This is a genomic window from Pseudomonas sp. OVF7, assembly GCF_030644265.1.
GTDB lineage: Bacteria > Pseudomonadota > Gammaproteobacteria > Pseudomonadales > Pseudomonadaceae > Aquipseudomonas > Aquipseudomonas gorinensis.
The window spans coordinates 3,857,837-3,881,390 of record NZ_CP128996.1 but is presented as its reverse complement, the minus strand read 5'-3'; the positions used below and the strand labels follow the sequence as shown (position 1 = coordinate 3,881,390).

The 23,554-nt window shown below is 61.5% G+C and carries 16 protein-coding genes; 9 read left to right on the top strand and 7 right to left on the bottom strand.

What is annotated here, in order from left to right; translation table 11 throughout:
- Positions 1–75: 75 nt before the first annotated feature.
- From lhgO to QU606_RS17650, 4 genes are all read left to right on the top strand, one after another.
- Entirely contained in the window at positions 76–1,269 is a 1,194-nt protein-coding gene (gene lhgO, locus QU606_RS17665) for an L-2-hydroxyglutarate oxidase (RefSeq protein WP_304997256.1), read from the top strand.
- A 57-nt stretch (positions 1,270–1,326) separates the two neighbouring features.
- Complete coding sequence (locus tag QU606_RS17660) at positions 1,327–2,652, top strand: MFS transporter (RefSeq protein WP_024075171.1); 1,326 nt, start codon at positions 1,327–1,329, stop codon at positions 2,650–2,652.
- Between the two features lie 81 nt (positions 2,653–2,733).
- Complete coding sequence (locus QU606_RS17655) at positions 2,734–3,585, top strand: CAP domain-containing protein (protein WP_024075170.1); 852 nt, start codon at positions 2,734–2,736, stop codon at positions 3,583–3,585.
- 172 nt (positions 3,586–3,757) lie between these two features.
- The gene (locus tag QU606_RS17650; protein WP_024075169.1) at positions 3,758–5,944 is read left to right on the top strand and encodes a GAF domain-containing protein; all 2,187 of its coding nucleotides are present in this window, start codon (positions 3,758–3,760) and stop codon (positions 5,942–5,944) included.
- 3 nt (positions 5,945–5,947) lie between these two features.
- On the opposite strand, the gene QU606_RS17645 is transcribed toward QU606_RS17650, so the two are convergent.
- From QU606_RS17645 to QU606_RS17630, 4 genes are all read right to left on the bottom strand, one after another.
- The gene (locus tag QU606_RS17645) at positions 5,948–7,114 is read right to left on the bottom strand and encodes a GGDEF domain-containing protein (RefSeq protein ID WP_102624224.1); all 1,167 of its coding nucleotides are present in this window, start codon (positions 7,112–7,114) and stop codon (positions 5,948–5,950) included.
- A gap of 51 nt (positions 7,115–7,165) precedes the next feature.
- Entirely contained in the window at positions 7,166–9,403 is a 2,238-nt protein-coding gene (glgB, locus tag QU606_RS17640) for a 1,4-alpha-glucan branching protein GlgB (protein ID WP_102624225.1), read from the bottom strand.
- Positions 9,400–12,747, bottom strand: a complete 3,348-nt coding sequence (treS, locus tag QU606_RS17635; protein WP_024075166.1) for a maltose alpha-D-glucosyltransferase — start codon at positions 12,745–12,747, stop codon at positions 9,400–9,402. Before treS ends, glgB begins: the two co-directional genes overlap by 4 nt.
- Before the next feature lie 92 nt (positions 12,748–12,839).
- Positions 12,840–14,828: an alpha-1,4-glucan--maltose-1-phosphate maltosyltransferase gene (locus QU606_RS17630; protein ID WP_304997255.1), complete on the bottom strand. Its 1,989-nt coding sequence runs from the start codon at positions 14,826–14,828 to the stop codon at positions 12,840–12,842.
- A 204-nt stretch (positions 14,829–15,032) separates the two neighbouring features.
- Here QU606_RS17630 and QU606_RS17625 point away from each other — a divergent pair, with 204 nt between their 5' ends.
- Positions 15,033–15,206 (top strand): hypothetical protein, encoded by a 174-nt coding sequence (locus QU606_RS17625; RefSeq protein ID WP_168233082.1) that lies wholly within the window; start codon positions 15,033–15,035, stop codon positions 15,204–15,206.
- Positions 15,207–15,539: 333 nt separating this feature from the next.
- A complete protein-coding gene (locus QU606_RS17620; RefSeq protein WP_051448884.1) occupies positions 15,540–16,370 on the top strand; it encodes a M10 family metallopeptidase C-terminal domain-containing protein in 831 nt (276 codons plus the stop codon).
- 7 nt (positions 16,371–16,377) lie between these two features.
- Here QU606_RS17620 and QU606_RS17615 read toward each other — a convergent pair whose 3' ends face one another.
- Complete coding sequence (locus QU606_RS17615; protein ID WP_304997254.1) at positions 16,378–16,875, bottom strand: MgtC/SapB family protein; 498 nt, start codon at positions 16,873–16,875, stop codon at positions 16,378–16,380.
- Between the two features lie 120 nt (positions 16,876–16,995).
- On the opposite strand from QU606_RS17615, the gene QU606_RS17610 reads away from it, so the two are divergent.
- The 3 genes from QU606_RS17610 (at position 16,996) to mapR (ending at position 20,457) form a co-directional block, all read left to right on the top strand.
- Entirely contained in the window at positions 16,996–17,235 is a 240-nt protein-coding gene (locus QU606_RS17610) for a DUF3203 family protein (protein WP_304997253.1), read from the top strand.
- 184 nt (positions 17,236–17,419) lie between these two features.
- Positions 17,420–18,835, top strand: coding sequence for a cytochrome c oxidase accessory protein CcoG (ccoG, locus tag QU606_RS17605; RefSeq protein WP_277378240.1), 1,416 nt, complete (start codon positions 17,420–17,422; stop codon positions 18,833–18,835).
- 212 nt (positions 18,836–19,047) lie between these two features.
- The gene (gene mapR, locus QU606_RS17600; RefSeq protein ID WP_024075160.1) at positions 19,048–20,457 is read left to right on the top strand and encodes a GntR family transcriptional regulator MpaR; all 1,410 of its coding nucleotides are present in this window, start codon (positions 19,048–19,050) and stop codon (positions 20,455–20,457) included.
- A 58-nt stretch (positions 20,458–20,515) separates the two neighbouring features.
- Here mapR and QU606_RS17595 read toward each other — a convergent pair whose 3' ends face one another.
- Positions 20,516–21,262, bottom strand: coding sequence for an SDR family oxidoreductase (locus tag QU606_RS17595; RefSeq protein WP_024075159.1), 747 nt, complete (start codon positions 21,260–21,262; stop codon positions 20,516–20,518).
- A 54-nt stretch (positions 21,263–21,316) separates the two neighbouring features.
- Positions 21,317–23,413: a bifunctional diguanylate cyclase/phosphodiesterase gene (locus tag QU606_RS17590; RefSeq protein ID WP_024075158.1), complete on the bottom strand. Its 2,097-nt coding sequence runs from the start codon at positions 23,411–23,413 to the stop codon at positions 21,317–21,319.
- Positions 23,414–23,554: the final 141 nt, after the last annotated feature.

The window sequence follows — 23,554 nt, the reverse complement described above, 5'->3', positions numbered from 1 at the left end:
CATTTTTTTAACAAAAACATTAGTCTGACAACCTGATAAGCAGACTGAAATGTGCACTGTGAGGTCCCCCACGCAATGATTCACGACTTTTGCATCATCGGCGGCGGCATCGTCGGCCTGGCCACGGCAATGGAGCTGCTCAAGCGCCAGCCCGGCGCGTCTTTGGTGATCCTGGAAAAAGAGCCCGTGCTGGCCAAACACCAGACCGGCCATAACAGCGGCGTGATCCACGCAGGCATTTACTACGCGCCGGGCAGCCTCAAGGCTGACCTGTGCAAGCGCGGCGCCGAAGCCACCAAACAGTTCTGCACCGAACACGGGATCAAGTTCGAGGTATGCGGCAAGCTGCTGGTGGCGTCCAGCCCGTTGGAAATGCAGCGGATGGAAGCCTTGTATGCCCGCGCCCAACTCAATGGCATGAAGGTCGAGCGCCTGGACGCGGACCAGTTGCGCCAACGCGAACCGAACATCGTCGGCCTGGGGGGGCTGTTTCTTGACGCCACCGGCATCGTCGATTACCGCCAGGTATGCGAAACCATGGCCCAGGTCATCCGCCGCAGCGGGGGGGAGATCTGCCTGGAGCGCACCGTGACGGCCATCCACGAGGACAGCGACAAAGTCACCGTCAGCACCCGCGGCGAAACCTGGCAAGCACGCCATCTGGTGGTGTGCGCAGGCTTGCAGTCAGACCGCCTGGCGCGCCTGGCCGGGGTCAGGATCGACCACCAGATCATCCCGTTTCGCGGCGAATACTTTCGTCTGCCGGCGGCGAAAAACAACATCGTCAACCACCTGATCTACCCGATTCCCGACCCGGAGCTGCCGTTCCTCGGTGTGCACCTGACGCGCATGATCGACGGCAGTGTGACCGTCGGCCCCAATGCGGTGCTGGGCCTGGGCCGTGAGAACTACCGCAAGTTCTCGGTGAACTGGCGTGACGTGGCGCAGTACGCCAGCTTCCCCGGTTTCTGGAAAACCCTCTGGCAAAACCTCGCTTCAGGCACCGCCGAGATGAAGAATTCCTTGTTCAAGTCCGGCTACCTGGAGCAGTGCCGCAAGTACTGCCCATCGCTGACCCTCGACGACCTGCTGCCCTACGAGGCCGGCATCCGCGCCCAGGCAGTGATGCGCGACGGCAGCCTGGTGCACGACTTCCTGTTCGCCCAGACCCCACGAATGCTCCACGTCTGCAACGCGCCCTCGCCGGCCGCCACGTCAGCCATGCCAATCGGCGCCATGATCGCCGACCGCCTGTTCAAGCCCGAGTAACCCCTGCAATACACGTCCATTTGACAATAACTACAAAGACCCAGAAGGAAGTCCAGCATGACGGCATCTGCCTCCATCCCCGGCACCGAAACGCCCGCACAAACCCGCAAGCGCCTGCGCAAAGTCGCCGCCGCCACCATCTTTGGCTCGATGCTGGAGTGGTACGACTTTTACCTATACGCCACCATGGCGGCGATTGTGTTCTCGAAGATCTTCTTCGATAACAGCGACCCTAAAGCCGCCGCGCTGATGGCCTTCTCTACCTTTGCCATCGGCTTCATCGCTCGCCCGTTTGGCGGCATCCTGTTTGGCTACCTGGGCGACAAGTTCGGCCGCAAGCAAGTGCTGGTGCTGACCTTCTGCCTGATGGGCGTGTGCACCACGCTGATCGGCCTGATTCCCAGCTATGCCTCCATCGGCATCTGGGCGCCGATCGTGCTGGTGTTTATCCGCATCATCCAGGGCCTGGGCGCAGGCGCCGAGCTGTCAGGGGCGGCGGTCACCTCCTATGAACACGCGGCGCAGGGTAAACGCGGCAGCCAGGGCGCCTGGCCGGCCCTGGGCCTGAACCTCGGCTTGTTGCTGTCGTCGCTCACCGTGTACCTGCTGACGATCAACGGCAACGAGTTCCTGTTGGCCGGCGGTTGGCGCATTCCGTTCATCTGCAGCATCGTCCTGGTGGGTGTGGGCCTGTGGGTGCGTAACAGCATTCCGGAAACCCCGCAGTTCAAGGAACTGAGCCAGGAAGCGAACAAGGCCAAGGCGTCGCCTCTCAAAGCCTTGTTCAAGAACGACCTGAAGGGCCTGGCCGTGGTGTTTTTCGTGGCCATTGGCTACAACGCCCTGAGCTACATCTTCAAGACCTTCTCCCTGGCGTACCTGACCCAGTTCAAGGGCGTGGATGTCCACGTCACCTCGCTGTCGGTGACCATTGCCAGCCTGATTGCCATCGTCGCCGTGCCCTGCTTCGGCTGGCTGTGCGACAAGTGGAGCAGCAAGACCGTGCTGATACTGGGCGGGTTGCTCTCGCTGCTGTTCGCCTACCCGTTCCTGGCCCTGCTCAACACAGGTGAAAACCTGATGATCTACATCGCCATCGGCGTCGGTACCGGCCTCCTCGCGCCCATGATGTTTGCACCTCAGGGCTCGTTCCTGAGCCGACAGTTCCCCACCCAGACCCGCTCTTCGGGTTTCGGTACCGGACGCGAAATCGGCACCGCCATCGCGGGCGGCCTGGCCCCGCTGGGCGCACTGTCGATGGTGGCAGCATCAGCGACCCACTCCACCGATGGCGTGGTGATTATCCTCGCCATTTCCGCGCTGCTGGTGGTGGTGTTTGCCTTGTGTGACCAGGGTCGTAAACACTCGGCATTCAAAAACTGAGGAAAAAAGTTCGGACCAACGGGTGCATGGACGCCCCCACATCGCGCATCATGGGCACTTTCAAGTTCAAGGGTAACGTCCATGCGCGTTCTGTCATTGATGATGGGTCTTACGACGCTGGCCGCCAGTGTAGTGTTCTGCGCCAGCGCGATGGCGAATGAAGAAAGTCAGTTGGTACAACAGATCAACGCGTACCGCAGCCAGGTGCAACGCTGCGGTGACCAGGGTTCCCAGGAACTGCCGCCGCTGGCCAACGATACGCGGCTGGTGTTGCCCGCCAGTAATGTCGGCGACCTGCAACAGGCGCTGGCACGGGCGGCGTACCCGATGGTGAATGTGCAAGCCATCAGCCTGTCCGGCCCCAAGGATGCCCAGGCGGCCATGAAGGCCGTGCGTGAAAGCTTCTGCCGCGTGGTCCTGGACCCGCAGTTCGTCGACATCGGCGTGAGCAACAACGGCCAGGATTGGCGCATCGTACTCGCCCGCCCCCTGCTGTCCAGCGGCCGGGGCGATTGGCAGACCGAGGGCAAGCAACTGCTGAACCTGATCAACGCCGCCCGTGAACAACCGCGCCAGTGTGGCACCCAGGCCTTTAACGCGACCACCCCGTTGTCGTGGAACGCCAACCTCGCCGATGCGGCCAACAGCCATGCACGCAACATGGCCAACGGCAATTTCTTCGATCACCTCGACCCTGACGGCCGCACCCCAGGCGACCGCGCCGAACTGGCCGGGTATATCGCGAAGAACATCGGGGAAAACATCGCCGCCGGCCTCGACACGCCGCGCAAGGTGGTGGATGGCTGGCTCGCCAGCCCCGGCCATTGCGCCAACCTGATGAACCCGCAGTTTCGCGAACTGGGCGCCGCCTATGCGATGGATCCGAAGAGCGATGCCGGGATTTACTGGACCGGTTTATTCGGCTCGCAATAAGGTTTGGGCAACGGCCCCCGCCGACGCTCGTGCCGCGTTCAAACAGGGGCAGCATCAAATCGCCATCTAAGGGATACTTGCGCTGAACTGGCGGCGATTAACCGGGTCAGTAGCTTGGCGCCTGTCACGTTCGGGCGCGCTATAAGACTCTGGCAGACAAGGTGTTTTCCCAATGATGAATTGGCTGCAAAGCAGCAGCGACATGGCTGAGCGGATTCGCCAGCATGATTGGGCCAGTACGACCCTCGGGCCAATTGAGCTGTGGCCGGATGTATTGAAGACCACCGTTGCCCTGTGCCTCGCTTCCAGCTTCCCCCAAGCCATCATTTGGGGGCCTCGGTTGATCACGCTCTATAACGACGCGTTTGTCCCCATACTCGGCAATAAACCCTATGCCTTGGGCCGCCCGTTCAGCCAAATCTGGAGCGAAGCCTGGGATGAGATCGGTCCCATCGCCGACGCCGCCTTCGAGGGCCATGCCACCTATATCGAAAACTTCCCCTTGGTGATCGAGCGCAGCGCCACGCCGGAACAGGCCTATTTCACGTTCTGCTACAGCCCGATCCGTGACCCCAAGGGGCGGGTCGTGGGGATGCTCGACACCGTGACGGAAACCACCGCAACGGTGTTCCTCTCTCGCCGCCTGACGGTGCTGGATGCCATCGGCAACGCGGTGGCCAACGCCACCGACGCCGAAACCATCATGACGGCCACCACCCGCCTGCTGGCGCAGCACCTGCAGGTGTCCATTTGTGCCTACGCCGATATGGACGCCGACGAAGACGGCTTCACCATCCGCGACAACTGGACCGCACCCGGTTCACCCAGCATCACCGGGCACTACAGCCTCAAAGCGTTCGGGCACACGGCGGTCAAGCATCTGCGCGCCGGTGAGCCGCTGGTGATCCGCAATCACCTGGTCGAACTGCCCGCCCATGAATCCCTGAGTTTCCAGGCGCTGGGCGTAGCGGCCACGATCTGCATGCCGCTGATCAAGAACGGTCGCTTGACCGCCCTGATGGCCGTGCACAACAAGACCGAGCGGGACTGGTCAGCCTATGACCTGGCGTTGTTGGGCGAGGTAACCGAGCGTTCGTGGGCGCATATCGAACGCGTACGCGCCAACGCCGCCGTGCGCGAAGGCCTGGCCGCGTTCACAGAGCTCAACGCCACCCTGGAGCAACGGGTGGAAGAACGTACACGGCTGTTGACGCAAACCGAAGCCGCCCTGCGTCAGTCGCAAAAGCTCGAAGCCATCGGCCAATTGACGGGGGGTGTCGCTCATGACTTCAACAATCTATTGACCATCATTCGTTCGTCGGTGGACTTTCTGCGCCAACCCGGGCTCTCCGAGGAACGCCGCCAACGCTATATGAGCGCGGTTTCCGACACGGTGGAACGCGCCAGCAAGCTGACCAGCCAGCTGCTCGCCTTTGCCCGCCGCCAACCGTTGAACCCGGAAGTCTTCGACGTAGGCCAGCGTGTGCAGAACATCGCTGAAATGCTGGAAAGCGTGACCGGCGCGCGCATTCAGGTTCGCGTCAACCTGCCCGAGCAGCCTTGCCATGTGCGGGTGGACTCCAGCCAGTTTGAAGCGGCATTGATCAATATCGCCCTCAACGCCCGCGATGCCATGGACAGCCAAGGCACCCTGACCCTGAGCGTCGCGCGCCTGCCCGCCTTGCCGCGCATCCGCGGCGATGCCGAATCGCGCCAGCCGTTTGTGGCGGTGTCCCTGGCCGACACGGGCAGCGGTATTGCCGGCGACACTCTGGAGCGCATTTTCGAGCCGTTTTTTACCACCAAGGCCGTCGGCAAAGGCACCGGCCTCGGTTTGTCACAGGTGTTCGGTTTCGCCAAGCAATCCGGCGGTAACGTCGATGTGGCCAGCACCCTTGGCGAGGGCACGGTATTTACGCTTTACCTGCCCGAAGCGGAACCGCAGCTGACCGGGAACGAGCCCGCCCCCGCCGAGCCGACACCCCTCGACACCAGCACCCTGCGCAATATCCTGATTGTCGAGGACAACCTGGAGGTTGGCCGTTTCGCCAACCAGATCCTTCAGGACCTGGGTTACCAGACCACCTGGGTCACCGATGCCGAACAGGCACTGGCCCTGGCCGGCCCGGATGCCAGGGCATTCGATGCGATTTTCTCGGATGTGGTCATGCCCGGCATGACCGGCGTGGCGATGGCCAAGGTCTTGCGTCAGCGCCGCGCGGACTTGCCCGTAGTGCTGACCTCTGGCTACAGCGACGAGCTGGCAGACAACGGCTATGAAGGGTTTGCATTCCTGGCCAAGCCCTACTCCGCCGACCAAGTGGCGCAAGTGCTGGCCAAGGCCATGCTCAAGGACTGAGCCCTACTCCGCCACGGCCACTTGATTGCGGCCCAGGGCCTTGGCGCGGTACAGCGCCTTGTCAGCGGTATTCATCAGGCCGTGCAGGTCCTGATCCTGGTTGTGGGTCGACGCCACCCCGAGGCTGGCGGTCAAGCCCTGGACCGGGTCCGATGCCAGGCCGGCGATCGCCTTGATCAACTGCTCGGCGATATCCAGCGCGGTTTCCAATGACGTGTTGGGCAGCAGCACCGCAAACTCTTCCCCGCCCAGCCGACCATAGACGTCGGCCTGGCGAAACGAGGCGCTGATCACCCCACCGATCTGGCGCAACACTTGGTCCCCCGCCTGGTGGCCATAGGTGTCGTTGATTTGCTTGAAGTGATCCATGTCCAGCATCAGCGCACACAGGGGCTGCTGGTGATACCGGCACTGCGCGTACAACTGTTGGGCATGTTCGAAGAATGCGCGACGGTTCATCAGGCCGGTCAATTCGTCGGTCTGTGCGGCGTGGGTGGAAATCGTGTGGGCGCGCTCCATCTCGCGGGTGAGACGAAAGGCTTTCTCCAGGGCGTCGGACATTTTACGCGTGGCGCTGACCACAAACGATGAGAACACCAGCACGGCCAGCGCCATCCCCACCTGCATCGGCGATGGCTGGAACAGCAGCCACAGCGTCGACGGCAACAGTACCAGGCCAACCGAGGCCATGGTCATGTAGCGATAGGCCGAGTAACAGGACACGGCGCTGACGGACATGCCCACGGTAAACAGGATGACCAGGGTCTGGGACAGCCGATCGTCGGTGGGCATCACCGCAAAGGCTCCAAGGCCCCAGACGCCGGCAGACAGGCACAGGGTGATCCAATAACGCCGCTCCCAGCGGTCCGGGGTGCGTTCGCTGCCGGGGCAGCGAAACCAGTCCATGAACATCTTGACCCGCAGCAGCGACGAAGCCGCCAACACCAGCAGCCAGACCATCATGACCTGATGATCGAAGCGATCCCAGCACACCCAGCAGAGCATGACGGCAGCGAAGTAACTGCCGAAAATCGCAGCAAAAGATTGGCGAAACAGCTGGTGCAAACGGTCAGTTCGCACCTGCTCTTCTATAAAGCAATCCTCGTCCTGACTACGCCCAAGGCCATTCATGAAACCCGCCCGATTCGACTGCCGCAACAAAGATGCCATTGTGGCATCCTGCCACTAGCGCGGACAACTGAATCCAGTGCGGTAGAGCCTTTAACTGGCTTGCGGACGCAAAATCAGCACCCCCAACGGCGGCAGATTCAACGACAACGACACCGGTTGTCCGTGGCGCGGTTCATCTTCGGTAAACACGCCACCGCCATTGCCGTAATTGGAGCCGGCGTAAGTGTCGGCATCGCTGTTGATCACTTCGCTCCAACGCCCGGCAAACGGCACGCCCACCTTGTATCCCTCACGTGGCACCGGGGTGAAGTTGGCCACCACCAGCACAGGCTTGCCGTCTTTGCTCCAGCGCAGCCAGGCGTACACACTGTTGATCGCGTCATCGCCGATCAGCCACTGGAACCCCTGGGGCGCGTCATCCTGCTCGTGCAGCGCGGGCTCCTCGCGGTACAGGCGGTTCAAGTCGCCCACCAACTTCTGTACCCCCCGGTGTTCCGGGTATTGCAGCAGGTACCAATCCAGTTGCTGATCGTGGTTCCACTCGCGCCACTGGCCGAATTCGCAGCCCATGAACAACAGCTTCTTGCCTGGGTGCATCCACATGAAACTCAGGTAGGCGCGCAGGTTGGCGAATTTCTGCCAGCGGTCGCCGGGCATCTTGTCGATCAGCGAGTGCTTGCCGTGTACCACCTCATCATGGGAGATCGGCAGGATGAAGCGTTCGGACCAGGCGTAGACCAGGCCGAAGCTCAGCTCGTTGTGATGATGGGCGCGGTACACCGGGTCCTGCTGAATGTAATGCAGGGAGTCATGCATCCAGCCCATGTTCCATTTGTAATTGAACCCCAGGCCGCCCTGTTGGGTGGGCTGGCTGACACCGGGCCAGGCGGTGGACTCTTCGGCAATCACCAGTGCCCCCGGAGCTTCCAGGGCCACCACGTCGTTGAGGTGGCGCAGGAAGTCGATGGCTTCCAGGTTCTCGCGGCCGCCATGGCGGTTGGGCACCCACTCACCGGCCTTGCGCGAATAGTCGCGGTAGAGCATCGAGGCCACCGCATCCACGCGCAGGCCATCGACGTGGAAATGCTTGAGCCAGTGCAGCGCCGACGCCAGCATATAGCCGTGGACTTCGGTGCGGCCCAGGTTATAGATCAGCGTGTCCCAATCCTGGTGGAAGCCTTCCAGCGGGTTGGCGTACTCGTACAGGGCGGTGCCGTCGAACTGCGCCAGGCCATGGGTATCGGTCGGAAAATGCGCCGGCACCCAATCGAGGATCACGCCGATATCGGCCTGGTGACAGGCGTTGACGAAATACGCGAAATCTTCCGGCGAACCAAATCGGGCACTCGGTGCGAACTGCGACAACGCCTGGTAGCCCCAGGATCCGCCAAACGGGTGCTCCATGATCGGCATCAGTTCGATATGGGTGAACCCCAGTTGCTGCACATACGGAATCAAACGCTCGACCAGCTCGCGCCAACCGTACTGACGCGCCACTTCACCGGCTTCGTCCAGCTCGCACTGCCAGGAGCCCACATGCAATTCGTAGATCGACAGCGGCGCGGTGGGCTGCTGCTTCTCTGTGCGCGCCTGCATCCACTCATGGTCCTGCCAATCCACCTGCAACGGCGGGGCGACCTTGGACGCGGTGTCGGGCGGCAGTTGGGTGGCCAGGGCCATCGGGTCAGCCTTGAGCGGCAAGATACCGTGGGCGCCGAGGATCTCGTACTTGTACGCCGCACCCGCTTGCAGGCGCGGGATAAAAATCTCCCACACGCCCGACGGATGACGCAGGCGCATCGGGTGGCGGCGACCGTCCCAGATATTGAAGTCGCCCACCACCGAGACACGCCGCGCGTTGGGTGCCCATACGGCGAAGCGCACGCCCGGCACGCCATCGACCGTGGTCACCTGGGCGCCAAGGCAACTGCTGAGGTCGCGGTGATTACCTTCGGCAAACAGGTACAGGTCCATTTCCCCCAGCAGCAATTGCTGGAAGCTGTACGGGTCTTCGGTGATCTGCTCACCGCCGGCCCACTGGATCTTCAGCACATAAGGCTGGCGTGTCGCGAGATGCCCGACGAACAACCCAGGCACCTGGTTCGCCTCCAGAGTGGCGAGGGGCTCGCCGCCCTCTTTGCTCAACACTTGGACGCTCAAGGCGTCCGGCAGGAACGCGCGGATAAACTGCCCGCCCTGCTCGTCATCATGGGGCCCCAGAATGGAAAAGGGGTCGTGGTGCTCGGCGCGCACCAGCGCTTCGACGTCCTTGGACGCCGGCATTGCTGTCAACTTCGGTTGCAGCGGTTCTTTACTCGTAAAGCTCATGACGTCTCCCCACCGCGTGCAGTTTTCGATTTAGGTGTAAGCCCACTCAGCAGGCCATGCAAGCCCTGCAAGGGCACCGGCAACCAGGTCGGGCGGTTTTCCGCTTCGTAGGCCACTTCGTACGCGGCCTTCTCCAGGCTGAACAACGTCAGCGCCGCGTCCTGGCCTTTGGCATCCTGCCAGTCATGGCCCAGTGTAGCCGTGGCTGCCTGATAAGCCTGGATAAATGCCTGGCGCGCCTCGTTCAGGTAACGGTCGGTCACCCGCTTGCGGGCGGTATCCGCTTCGGGCGAGTGATCGACCCCCTGTCCATTCAGGGCCATGGCCGCTGCGTAATCAAACGACCGCAGTACGCCACTCACATCCTTATAGGGGCTGTGCTTGCCGCGGCGTTCATGCAGCGGCCGCGCCGGCTCCCCTTCAAAGTCAATCAAGTAGGCATCGCCCTTGACCACCAGCACCTGGCCCAGGTGCAAGTCACCATGCACGCGGATCCGCAGGCCGCCCACCGTGGCCTTGGCCAGGGTCTGTACGTGGCTGGCGATGGCTTTTTTGTGGTCCAGCAAAGCACTGACCAGCGCCTGATCGGCCGGGTTCAATTGGTGTTGATGCAGCTTGAGCAATTGCAGGGCGCGGTCGATCTGCGCCCCCACATCCTTGGCCCAGGCTTGGGTGTCCTTGACCGTGGTGGCTTCGGGCTTGAAGTCCTTGTTCGTGGTGGGCGCTCCCAGTACCAGGTGCATTTCCCCCAGGCGCTTGCCGAGCAACCCGGCGAAGTCCGCCAGTTCACCCAGGGCGTTGTAGTGCTGCTCCTGTTCGGAGATGGCCTCGGCGAGTTCGTCGCGAATCGCGCGCTCCAGATTATTCTGGGTCCAGCTCCACGCATCGCCCTGATTGCTCAGGTAACCCTGGGCAATCATCAGCAGGTTGTCGTCACCGGCCGCATCGCGGCGAATCACCGACCCCAGCAGCGGCGAGATATTCGGGTATCCAGCGGCGGTCAGGTAGGCACTCATCTCCAGCTCCGGGTGTACCCCGGCGCTGACTTTACGGATCAGCTTGAGCACCAGGCTCTCGCCGACCACCACCGAGCTGTTGGACTGCTCGGCGGCCAGGTAGCGTACCTGGGCGTCCTCGGCCAACTGCAAGGGTGCCAGATGGGAAGTGGCCTCGAAGCGCAGGTCGCCCTCGCTGGAGTTGAGCACGCTGCCGGCCTGCAGGCCCTGGATCACCGCGCGAATAAAGTGCTCCAGGCTGAAGGCATCGGTGACCAGTCCCACCTGGCGCACCCGGCGTACACGGGCCAGGGCCAATTGCTGCGGCAAGGCGCTGGTGAACTGGTCTTCGCCGAGGAAGCCGAAGGGCAACTGGTAACGGCTGACCTGGCCGCCACTGGTCACATCGATCTCGCTGAGCAACACCGGGTGCTCCGGGTCGCCGAAACGCACACCGTAGGCGATATGCACGCTGTCGATGGCCGTGTCCTTGCCGGCGAACCAACGCCGTTTCGGCAGCCAGGCCGGCAGCACCTGTTGTTCAAGGCTGGCGCGGCAAGGGGCGTCCAGCAATTCTTCCATGCGTTTTTTCAGCACCAGGGTGGTGAAGTCCGGCATGCTCTGCGCCGGTTCCACGTGCCAGCTGGGCATCTGGTTTTCCGCCGCCAGCACAAACCAGTAGAAGCCATACGGCGCCAGGGTCAGCAGGAAATTAAGCTGGCCGATCGGAGGGAAGGCATTCCCGCCGAGCATCTCCACCGGCACCATGCCGGCAAAGGCCGACAGGTCCAGCTCGGCAGCCTGGGCGCTACGCGATACGTTGGCCACGCACAGGATGATTTCCGTGCGGCCATCGTCGCCGGTGAATTCACGGGTATAGGCGAGGATGCGGCGGTTGCTCGGCGAGAGCATCTTCAAGCTGCCGCGGCCAAACGCCTTGGACTGCTTGCGCACCGCCAACATGCGCCGGGTCCAGTTGAGCAATGAGTGGGGGTCCTGGGCCTGGGTTTCGACGTTGACCGACAGGTAGCCGTATTGCGGGTCCATGATCGGCGGCAGCACCAGGCTGGCCGGGTCGGCGCGCGAGAAGCCGCCATTGCGGTCGATGGACCACTGCATCGGCGTGCGCACGCCATCGCGGTCACCGAGGTAGATGTTGTCACCCATGCCGATTTCATCGCCGTAATACAGGGTCGGCGTGCCGGGCATCGACAACAGCAGGCTGTTGAGCAACTCGACACGACGGCGATCGCGCTCCATCAAGGGCGCCAGGCGCCGGCGAATGCCCAGGTTGATCCGCGCACGCCGGTCGGCTGCGTAGTAGTTCCACAGGTAGTCGCGCTCTTTGTCGGTGACCATCTCCAGCGTCAGCTCATCGTGGTTGCGCAGAAAGATCGCCCATTGGCAGTTGGCGGGGATCTCTGGGGTCTGGCGCAGGATGTCGGTGATCGGAAAGCGGTCTTCCTGGGCCAGGGCCATGTACATGCGCGGCATCAATGGAAAGTGAAAGGCCATATGGCATTCATCACCGTCATCGCCCTTTTTGTCACCGAAGTACAGTTGGGTGTCTTCCGGCCACTGGTTGGCTTCGGCGAGCAGCATGCGGTCAGGGTAATGGGCGTCGATTTCGGCGCGGATCTGCTTGAGGACGTCGTGGGTCTCCGGCAGGTTTTCATTGTTGGTGCCATCACGCTCGATCAGGTACGGGATGGCGTCCAGGCGCAGGCCGTCGATCCCCATGTCGAGCCAGTAACGCATCACCGACAGCACGGCCTTCATGACCTGCGGGTTGTCGAAGTTGAGGTCCGGCTGATGGGAATAGAAGCGGTGCCAGAAGTACTGGCCAGCGACCGGGTCCCAGGTCCAGTTGGACTTTTCGGTGTCGAGGAAGATGATCCGCGTGCCATCGTATTTCTGGTCGTCATCGGACCATACGTAGAAGTCGCGAGCCGCCGAGCCGGGCTTGGCCTTGCGCGCGCGCTGGAACCAGGGGTGCTGGTCGGAGGTGTGGTTGATCACCAGCTCGGTGATCACCCGCAGCCCGCGCTTATGGGCTTCGGCGATAAAGCGCTTGGCGTCGGCCATGGTCCCGTAGTCGCTGTGCACGCCACGGTATTCAGCGATGTCATAGCCGTCATCACGGCGTGGCGAAGGGTAGAACGGCAGCAGCCAGATGGTGTTCACACCGAGGTCGGCGATGTAGTCGAGCTTGGCGATCAGCCCGGGAAAGTCACCGATGCCGTCGTTATTGGAGTCGAAATAGGATTTGACGTGAACCTGGTAAATCACCGCGTCCTTGTACCAGAGCGGGTCTTTGATAAAGGTGGCAGCCTTGGGTTTCTTCGCCATTGGAAACTCCTGAAATACTGAAATTCTTGCAAACTGAACGCGGTCAAGGTGGGAGGGGCTTGCCCCCTCCCAGCTGTTGATCTTCGCCAGGCTCAGGAGGTGGTGATACGCCAGATCCCGAACGGCATCTGCGGCTCCAGCCGCGTCCACTGGTTCTTGCCGTACCAGGTCCAGCGATGGCCGTTCATCAAGTCTTCACCCTGGATCTGCGCATCGTCCGGCAGGCCCAGCTCCCAGAGCGGTAACTCGAAATGGGCTTCCTGGGCGTTGAAGGGGTCGAGGTTGACTGCCACCAGGATGAAGTTGCTGCCGTCCTCGCTGCGCTTGCCGAAGTACAGGATGTTGTCGTTCCAGGCGTTGTACAGCTTCAGGCCCAAGTGGGTCTGCAACGCCGGGTTCTGTCGGCGGATGCGATTGAGCTGGGCGATCTCGGCAATGATGTTGCCCGGCGCGGTGAAGTCCCGTGGGCGGATCTCGTACTTCTCCGAGTCCAGGTATTCTTCCTTGCCCGGTACCGGCGCGGCTTCGCACAGTTCAAAACCTGAATACATGCCCCACAGCCCCGAGCCCATGCTGGCCAACACGGCGCGAATCAAGAAGCCCGGACGCCCGGACTCATGCAGGAAGCCTGGGTTGATGTCCGGCGTATTGACGAAGAAGTTCGGCCGGTAGCATTCGCGCCACGGTGACTGGTTCAACTGCGTCAGGTACTCGCTCAGTTCGGCCTTGGTGTTACGCCAGGTGAAATAGGTGTAGCTCTGGGAGTATCCGACCTTGCCCAGGCGCGCCATCATCGCGGGGGTGGTGAAGGCTTCGGCGAGGAAGATCACTTCCGGGTGCTTGGCCCTGACATCACTGATCAGCCATTGCCAGAACGGCAGCGGCTTGGTGTGAGGGTTGTCGACGCGAAAGGTCTTCACGCCCTCTTCCACCCAACCGACCACGATGTCCCGCAGCTCGGTCCATAGGCCGGGGATGGCATCGGCGGCGTAAAAGTCGACGTTGACGATGTCCTGGTATTTTTTCGGCGGGTTTTCCGCGTATTTGATCGTGCCGTCCGGGCGCCAGTTGAACCAGCCTGGGTGCTGCTTGAGCCAGGGGTGGTCCTGGGAGCACTGGATGGCAAAGTCCAGGGCGATTTCCAAACCATGCTCGGCGGCGGCCTTGACCAGGCGGCGAAAGTCATCGCGGCTGCCCAGTTGCGGGTGGATGGCTTCGTGGCCGCCCTCCTCGCTGCCGATCGCGTAGGGGCTACCTGGATCATCCGGGCCGGCCGTGAGCGCGTTGTTCTTGCCCTTGCGGTGGCTGCGGCCGATGGGGTGGATCGGCGGGAAGTACAGCACATCGAAGCCCATGTCATGGATCATCGACAGCCGCGAGTGCACATCATTGAAGGTGCCGTGGCGTGCGGGATCGTCGGTGATCGAACGGGGAAACAGTTCGTACCAACTGGCAAATTGTGCGGCTTCGCGCTCCACATCGATCGGGTATACGGTGCTGATGCTCAAGTAGGCGCGGTGGTCGGCCTGGGTCATGAGATGCGCACTGTCTTCGTGCAAAAACAGCGCGACCTGCTCGGTTTCCAGCAGGCCGGAGAGTTCGTGGTGCAGCAGCATCAGGTGGTCGCGCAGCTCGTTGTCACTGCGTTCGGCGGCCTGCAACACCAGGCTGCGGCCTTCCTGCAACTCCAGGCTGACCGGCACCCCGGCCTCGTGTTTCTTGCGCAGTTCGTAGCAGAAGCTGGCGAAGGTATCGATCCAGGCTTCGATGCAATACTCGTGGGGCCCCTGCTGGACGACGCTAAAAGCACCCTCCCAGCCATCGTTGCCCACATCGGCCATGACCACGCTGTGCCAGCTTTCTTCGTGCAACGCACGCCAGCGGATCAGCACGGCGAGCTTGTCGTGCCCATCGGCGAACACCTTGCTGGTGACATTGACACGCTGGCCCACCACGGCCTTTACGGCAAATTCTCCGCCATCAATCACGGGGGTGGTGCTTTCAATCGCGATCCTGGGCAACAACAGCGCCTGGGACAACGGCAATAAGGATTCCTTTGGAGCCAGTGTTTCAGCAGTCATCGAGCATCTTCCCCTTACGCCCTGTGGACGCTCTTTGCTTGATCCGAATTCTGATACGGCGCCGCTCTCCCTGAGCAGGGCCGTATAAGGTCCGAGCCTGCCCCCTGGTTAAAAGTTCAGGCGGATATGCCGCCATTGGGCGGGGAATCAATTCCCCCCACCCGATGTCCACCGCTAGAGCAAAGCACAAACGAGGCCATACCGATGAATATCCCGATCCCGGCTGAAACACCCGACCCGAATATCGATAACCCGACGCTGCCGCCCACAGAGCCTGAGCCCATTCCAGAACAAGAACCACCTGAAAACGAGCCACCGCCGGTGGAGGAGCCACCGACGACGATCGCCCCCGTGATGTCGAGTACCTCTGGGAACTGACCTTAACAAGCGAAATACCCTACTGGCTCGAACGGTGAAGTCCTTACTTCGTCTGAATGGACATTGGTGATACTGACCGCGCATAGACGTCATCCCAAGACGACTCGCTTACCCAAGCACTCGCGAGGACACATTATGTCAGCCATCCATCAAATACCGACGCCCCACTCCGCACTCCCTCCAAGCCAGCATCGTGCGGAACGGGGCCTCCCTCCCGCGTCTTCAGTCGTAACCGCGCAAGCCCTGGAGGCCCTGCTCCGCTCAGGCCCGAACCACGCCAGGCAACCCAAGCGACCCGACAACCCCGAGCCGGCCCCTTCAAGCACGGCAACGATGAAGCAAAGCCTCACTGACCTGGGTGCCCAGGTAAACCGAAGCACGGTTGAACACATGCTGCGTGATCCAACATCCAGAGGGTCTATAGACACCTTCAACAAAATTGGCACGCTATTGACGACCGACAAGATCAGCACCTTATTGTCCGGGCCCGATGCAAACGACAACGTCAAGGTCCTCGAGAAGGTCGAATCTCAATTGAGCAAAGATGCGATCGACACTGTCCTGTCTCCCTTCGAGGCTGAGCAGGTCGACAGCTATCGGAACCATGTCGAGTCGGCCCTGTTCGACCTGAAGTACAGATTAATGACCGCCCCGCTTGAAAGCCGATTTGATCTCGTGCGCCGCTTTGCCAGTAAAAAGCATGAGCCTTTGCTGGATATCCAGGACAACCTTGCTCAAGCAAATGCCAGGGCGACGTCCCTGTGTTCCATTTCCGCGCTGGTGAGAAAAGCAATCGGGTCGTTGAAGTTCCCACACCCCACTGATCTGGAGAATCGCATACCCACTGACACCCCCCACAAACCGTGCACGGTTCGGCCGAATATCTACCGTTACACCAGCATCCAGGAGTCTTCCCTCGACGCCCCCAGCGAAGTCCGGGATTTCGTGCACGGTCAAGACAAACTGGATGTTTCAGGTATTCGCAGACAACTCAATAAACCCTTGCAATGGGTCCACCAACTATCCGGGGCCAGTGGGGAAATGCAGCTGAAGTACTCCCCCACCACCAACACGAGCGTTCTGGTGATTTCAGGTAACCCGTCGGAGCCAGCGTTTGTCGCAAAGATATTTGGGCAATTGAAGGAAACCGACCTGTTGAGCTGAGCGGTGGTCATTGATCCTTCTCAAAGACCTTGACGATCCTCGGCATCACGCTCAACACCGCCAGGGCCAGTAACGTACTGAGCACCGCCGTCGACTCGCGCCCCATCCCCGCCGCCACCCCAATGGCGGCGGTCATCCACAACCCGGCTGCGGTGGTCAGGCCCTTGACGTGCTGGCCCTCCTCATCCTCCTTGCCTTTGAGGATAGTGCCCGCCCCCAGGAACCCAATCCCGGCAATCACCCCCTGCACCACCCGGCTCATGGCATCCGCCTGGTTGCCGGACATCTGTGGCACCAACACGAACAGCGCCGCGCCCAGGGCCACCAGCATGTGCGTGCGCACCCCGGCCGCCTTGCCCTTGTGCTCACGTTCAAAACCGAGGACCCCGCCCAGGAGCGCGGCGATCAACAAGCGTACGGTGATCTGGGTGAGTTGCTTCGCATCGGTAATATCGGCGAATTCGGCTTGCAGGGTTTGCCAGACTTCGTGCCACCAAGCGTCCATGGAAACTGTCCTGTATAGGGGTCGATAAAGCATGGACCGCAGCGACCGCCAGTCAGTTGCCTGGAACCACTGCCGATGGCATGCCCCTAACCTTCATAGCCTATGAAAAGGGAGATCAGCATGACCGTACGTATCGAAAACCATCTGTGCTATTTCATACTCGATGAAAACGGCCAGGAACAAAGCGTGCCGGCTACCCGAGTCAAGGTCCTCACCGACAACGACAAAGCCATGTCTTACGTGGACCTGGCCGGCCAGCGGATCTATATCACCGAAGCCGAGGCCGACGCCCTGACGGTCGAGGGTGCAACGGATGCACGCAACCACGTCAAGGCCGAAGAGCCTGGTTCGCTGATTTAATTGATCTGCGTCAGCATCGCCAAATCAAGCCTGCACCCCAGGCGCCACGGGGTGCAGCACATTGTCGCAGCGCTAGGCCACCAACGTATCTGATCCGCTTTTTATCGCCATACCTGAGTCTGTTATGCAAACAGAGCGACGGGCATAGTTCATCCGCCTGATGGAGGCTGATGAGCGAATGACCATGAGCGAAATAATCCCCGTCCGAACCGTGGAACCCCATGCACCTGCGCACCCAAAGAAGGTGAAGGCCGCATCCAGCGACAACCTGATTCACACGCGCAGCTTTACCGGCCTGTTTCGTACCTTGCGCGTGAGCGGTGCAGGCTTTCTGTTCCTGGCCTTCTTCGGCACCGTGTGGCTGAACTGGGGCGGTCGCCAGGCCGTGCTGTGGGACCTGGCTGAAAGCAAATTCCATATCTTTGGCGCGACCTTCTGGCCCCAGGACTTCATCCTGTTGTCGGCGCTGCTGATCATCTGCGCCTTCGGCCTGTTTGCGATCACTGTGTTTGCCGGCCGCGTATGGTGCGGCTACACCTGCCCGCAAAGCTCCTTTACCTGGTTGTTCATGTGGTGCGAAAAAATCACCGAAGGCGAACGCAACCAACGCATCAAGCTGCAAGCGGCCCCCTGGAGCCTGAATAAACTGGCGCGGCGCTCGGCCAAACATACCTTGTGGCTGGGCATCAGTGTGCTGACCGGGCTGACTTTTGTCGGCTACTTCACCCCCATTCGCCCGCTGGCCACCGAACTGCTGACCTGGCAGATGGGGGGCGTGAGCCTGTTCTGGGTCCTGTTTTTCACCGCAGCCACCTACATCAATGCCGGCTGGCTGCGCGAAGCCGTGTGCATGCACATGTGCCCCTACGCCCGGTTCCAGAGCGTGATGTTCGACAAAGACACCCTGACCATCTCCTATGATGTGGCCCGTGGCGAAAGCCGTGGCCCACGCAAACGCGAGGTGAAACCGGCGGATGTCGGCCTGGGCGACTGTATCGACTGCCAGTTGTGCGTGCAGGTCTGCCCCACCGGCATCGATATCCGCGACGGCCTGCAAATGGAGTGCATCGGCTGCGCGGCGTGCATCGACGCCTGCGATTCGATCATGGACAAAATGGGCTATGCCCGTGGCCTGGTGAGCTATACCTCCGAACATCAACTGCAAGGTGGCAAGACTCACCTGCTGCGGCCGCGCCTGATCGGCTACAGTGCCGTGCTGCTGGTGATGATCGCGGCGCTGGTGGTGGCGTTGGTGCAACGGCCGATGGTGTCGCTGGACGTTACCAAGGACCGTGGCATGTTCCGCGAGAACGCCCAGGGCTTGATCGAAAACATCTACAGCCTCAAGGTCATCAACAAGACGCAGCAACGCCAGGATTACCGCCTGGAGCTGGTGGACGCCGAGGGCTTCCAACTGCAGGGCAAGACCGAGATCAGCCTGGCACCCGGGGAAATCAGCGATGTGCCGGTATCGGTGGCATTGCTGGCCGACAAGCCGGCGAGCAGTTCGCAGACGTTGCGGTTCAAGGTGTCGGATGTGGATGAACCCTGGATCTACAGTGCGGCCGATAGCCGCTTCGTGGCGCCGCTCAACCGCTGAGACCTCGGTACCGAGAATGAATGTGGGAGGTGGGCTTTTTTGTAGGAGCGAGCTTGCTCGCGAAGAACTCAAAGGCGCCGCGTTGATTCAGGAAGCACGCGTTATCGTTGACGTTTTTCGCGAGCAAGCTCGCTCCTACAGAAGGCGATGTACGGCATTAGGGCTCCCCCAATGGGATCTCCACTCATATAAAACACGTGTTTAAGGCCAAAATGAAACGCTACGAAAAATTCGCCGATGACATTGCCGAACTGATCCGCTCCGGCGTCCTCGGCCCCGGCCAACGGGTGCCCTCGGTGCGCTATGCCAGCCAGACCTACGGCGTCAGCCCATCCACCGTCTTCCAGGCCTACTACCTGCTGGAGCGCCGGGGCCTGATCCGTGCGCGTCCGCGCTCCGGCTACTTCGTCAATACCCATGCACCCAGCCCGTTTTCCGAGCCGGTGGTGAGCGAGCAGGTCCACGAGTCCACCGAGGTCGATGTGAGCGAACTGGTGTTCTCGGTACTCGACTCCATCAAGGACCCGAACACCGTGCCCTTCGGTTCGGCCTTCCCCAGCCCGATGCTGTTCCCGCTGCCACGCCTGGCCCGCTCCCTGGCCAGCGCCAGCCGTGAGATGGACCCGCGCCTGGTGGTCACCGACATGTCGCCGGGCAACCCGCAATTGCGACGCCAGATTGCCCTGCGCTACATGGTCGGCGGGCTGATGCTGCCCATGGAAGAACTGCTGATCACCAACGGGGCGCTGGAGGCCCTGAACCTGTGCCTGCAGGCCGTCACCGAGCCGGGTGACCTGGTGGCCATTGAAGCCCCCGCGTTCTATGCCTGCCTGCAGGTGCTGGAACGCCTGAAGCTCAAGGCGGTGGAGATCCCGGTGCATCCACGCGATGGCATTGACCTTAACGCGTTGTCGCAAAGCCTTGAGCGCTACCCGATCAAGGCCTGCTGGACCATGACCAGCTTCCAGAACCCCATGGGCGCCACACTGCCAGAGTCGAAGAAACAGGAACTGGTGGAGCTGTTGCGCCGTCACCAGGTGCCGCTGATCGAAGACGACGTCTACGCCGAACTGTACTACGGGCAACAGGCACCGAAACCGGCCAAGGCCTTCGACACCGAGGGACTGGTGATGCACTGCGGTTCATTCGCCAAGAGCCTGGCCCCGGGTTACCGGGTTGGTTGGGTCGCGGCCGGGCGTTATGCGCAGAAGGTCGAGCGCTTGAAGCTGATGACCTCGCTCTGCCCGTCGATGCCGGCCCAGGCAGCCATCGCCGACTACCTGCAACACGGCGGCTATGATCGGCACCTGCGCAAATTGCGCTATGCCCTGGAAGAACAGCAAAGCGCCATGCTTGCCGCCATTGCACGCTACTTTCCGGCGCAGACACGGGTCAGCCAGCCTGCCGGCGGCTACTTCCTGTGGTTGGAACTGCCAGAGCAGACAGACTCGTTGAAATTGTTCCAGATGGCTTTGGCCCAGGGCATCAGCATTGCGCCGGGACCGATTTTCTCGGCAACCCAGCGTTTCCGCAATTGCATTCGCTTGAACTATGGCAGCCCATGGACCGAGGCGTCGGAAAAGGCGATGGAGACGTTGGGCCGGATCGTAAGGTCATTCTGAGCTGGAACCCGGCGGAGTAATGAACCTGCGCCGACTTCCGAGCTGATTGCGCTGACGCTTAACGGCCACCGCCCAGGTCGACAAATGTGCCCGTGGCATAAGAAGCCTTATCCGACAACAACCAGATAATCGCTTCCGCCACTTCATCCGGGCGCCCGCCCCGGGCCATGGGGATGCCAGACTCCAGCTTGCTGACCCGATTCGGGTCGCCGCTCAAGGCATGGAAGTCGGTAAAGATATAGCCGGGGCGCACCGCGTTGACACGAATGCCTTCGCCCGCGACTTCCTTCGACAAGCCGATGGTGAAGGTATCGAGCGCGCCCTTGGAGGCTGCGTAGTCGACATACTCTCCCGGTGAGCCGAGCCGCGCGGCCACCGATGACACGTTGACGATACTGCCGCCCTGCCCGCCATGCTTGGGCGACATGCGCAGCACGGCATGCTTGGCACACAGGATCGGGCCAAGCACATTGGTCTTCATGACTTTCAGGATGCGGAACTCGGACATTTCGTCCACCCGCGATTTATGCCCCACGGTGCCAGCATTGTTGACCAACGCCGTGACCCGGCCCAGTTCGGCGTCGACGCGATGAAACAGTGCGATCACTTCATCTTCGATGCTGACATCCGCCCGCACGGCAATCGCCTGGGCGCCCAGGGCCCGAACCTGTTCAAGCACGCGGTGCGCGGCGTCCTCGTCGGACTGGTAATTGATGCAGATGCGATAGCCCTCGCGAGCGGCCAGCAATGCCGTCTCGGCGCCAATCCCACGGCTGCCCCCGGTGATGATGACGACTTTGTCCATGCGTGCGGTCCCCTGTTTCAACCTGATGTTTATGCATGAATCCAATACTAACTGTCACCTACGGCTTTTGTCAGGCGCCAACGCGTCTTCGACGCGCTGGATGCCGACCATGAAGCCGTCAGCCGGCAGCGGGTGTCCGAGCAGATAACCTTGCAGGGAATCACAGCCCAGGCGGGTCAGGAAACGCTGCTGCGCATCGGTTTCCACGCCTTCGGCGACGATTCGCAGGCCCAGGGCCTGGCCCAGGGCGACAATGGCCGAGACGATGGCGGCATCGTCGCTGTCGTGCTCCAGGTCGCGTACAAACCCACGGTCGATCTTCAGTTCGTTGGCCGGCAGGCGCTTGAGATACATCAGGCTGGAATAGCCGGTGCCAAAGTCATCGATGGACAGATCGACCCCCATGTCGGAAAGCTGCTGCAACACCGTCATGCTCGCATCGGCATCGCGCATGGCGGTGGTCTCGGTGATCTCCAGGGTCAGGCTGTTGGCCGGCAACTGGTGACGCTCCAAGGCCGCCGCCACACTCTGGACCAGCCCCCCATGGCAGAACTGCAACGCCGAGAGGTTAACGGCAATGCGCCACCCCTCGTAGCCCTGGCCGTACCACTCGCGCATCTGGCGGCAGGCTTCATTGAGCACCCATTCCCCCATCGGGATGATCAGCCCGGTCTTTTCCGCCAATTCGATAAACGTGTCGGGCAACAGCAAACCGTGCTGCGGATGCTCCCAGCGCAGCAACGCTTCGGCCCCTACCGGGAGACCACTGACGGCGTCGAATTTGGGCTGGTAATACAACCGGAACTGCTGGTGTTCGAGGGCATTGCGCAGGTCCTGCAACAACTGCAGCTGCTTGCGCGCGTTAGTGTTCATCGACACATCGAAGAAGCTGTAGCCATTCTTGCCCATGCCCTTGGCGTGGTACATCGCGGCATCGGCGTTCATCAGCAGCTCCTGGGGGTTACCGCCGTTGCCGGGGTACAGGGCAATGCCGACGCTGGCGGAGATTTTCAACGCATGCTCGGCCACCTGGAACGCGCGATTGATCAACGACACCTGGCGTTCAGCCAGGCCGAGGGCATCATCCGGCTGCGTCAGTTGCACCAGCAGCACGAACTCATCCCCGCCGATACGCGCCAGGGTGTCCTGGCTGCGCAGGTCTTCACGCAGGCGCTGGCCGACCTCGCGCAGCAACTGATCTCCCAAGTGGTGGCCGAAGGCATCGTTGACCGGTTTGAAGCCATCCAGGTCGATAAACATCAGGGCGAAGCAACCGCCCTGCTCCTTAACGGCCTGCATCGCCTGCTGAATACGGTCTGCGAGCAAGGTGCGATTGGGCAGGCCGGTGAGCATGTCGTGCAGGGCCAGGTGGGTCAGTTCCTGGTTCGCCAGGGTCAGGGAGTCGGCGAGTATGGCGGTGCGGGCTTCCAGGCGCGCATCAAGCAGCGAGGTCAGCAATGCAATGGCAAGCACGGCCAAGGTCGTCACCAACACCAGGTTATCCAGGCCCTTGCCACTCAAGCCGGTCAAGGCGGCGCCGCAGAAACTGTCATCGGCAAAGCGTGCCGCGGCCATACCGGTGTAATGCATGCCAACAATGGCAAACCCCATTACCACCGCCGCCCCGCCACGTACCAGGCGTACGTAGGGAGTATTGCGCCGAAGGTTAAAGGCGATCCAAAGTGCCGCGCCGGACGCCACCACCGCTATCAGCAACGACACGCCAAACAAGCCGGGGTCGTAGTCGATGCCCGGCGTCATGCGCATCGCGGCCATGCCGGTGTAATGCATGCTGGCGATGCCCATCCCCATGACCAGCGCGCCAAACACCAGCTGCCAGGCGGGCAGGTGCTGCTGGCTCACCAGCCATAAGGCAAAACCGCTGGACAACACCGCGATCAACAGCGACAGCGCGGTAATGCCCAGGTCAAATCCCAGGGCAAACGGCAGGCGCAGCGCCAACATGCCGATAAAGTGCATGGACCACACCCCCACGCCCATGGCCAGCGCCCCGCCTGCTATCCATAGATAAACCGCGCGCCCGCTGGCCGTGGCGATGCGGCCACTGAGGTCCAGCGCGGTATAGGACGCGAGGATCGCAACGAACAGGGAGATCACAACCAGGGAGGGGGAATAACTACCGACAAGCATGCAATTTCTCGTGCGCAACGGGCCGGAGAGGCCCGTGCCAAGTGGCAAAGCGGGCGATTGTAGCGAGAATAATTCTTGGGCACTCGATTAATTATCAGAGAGCCATCAGTGGCATTTTGACGCCAATCTACCGGCTCAACG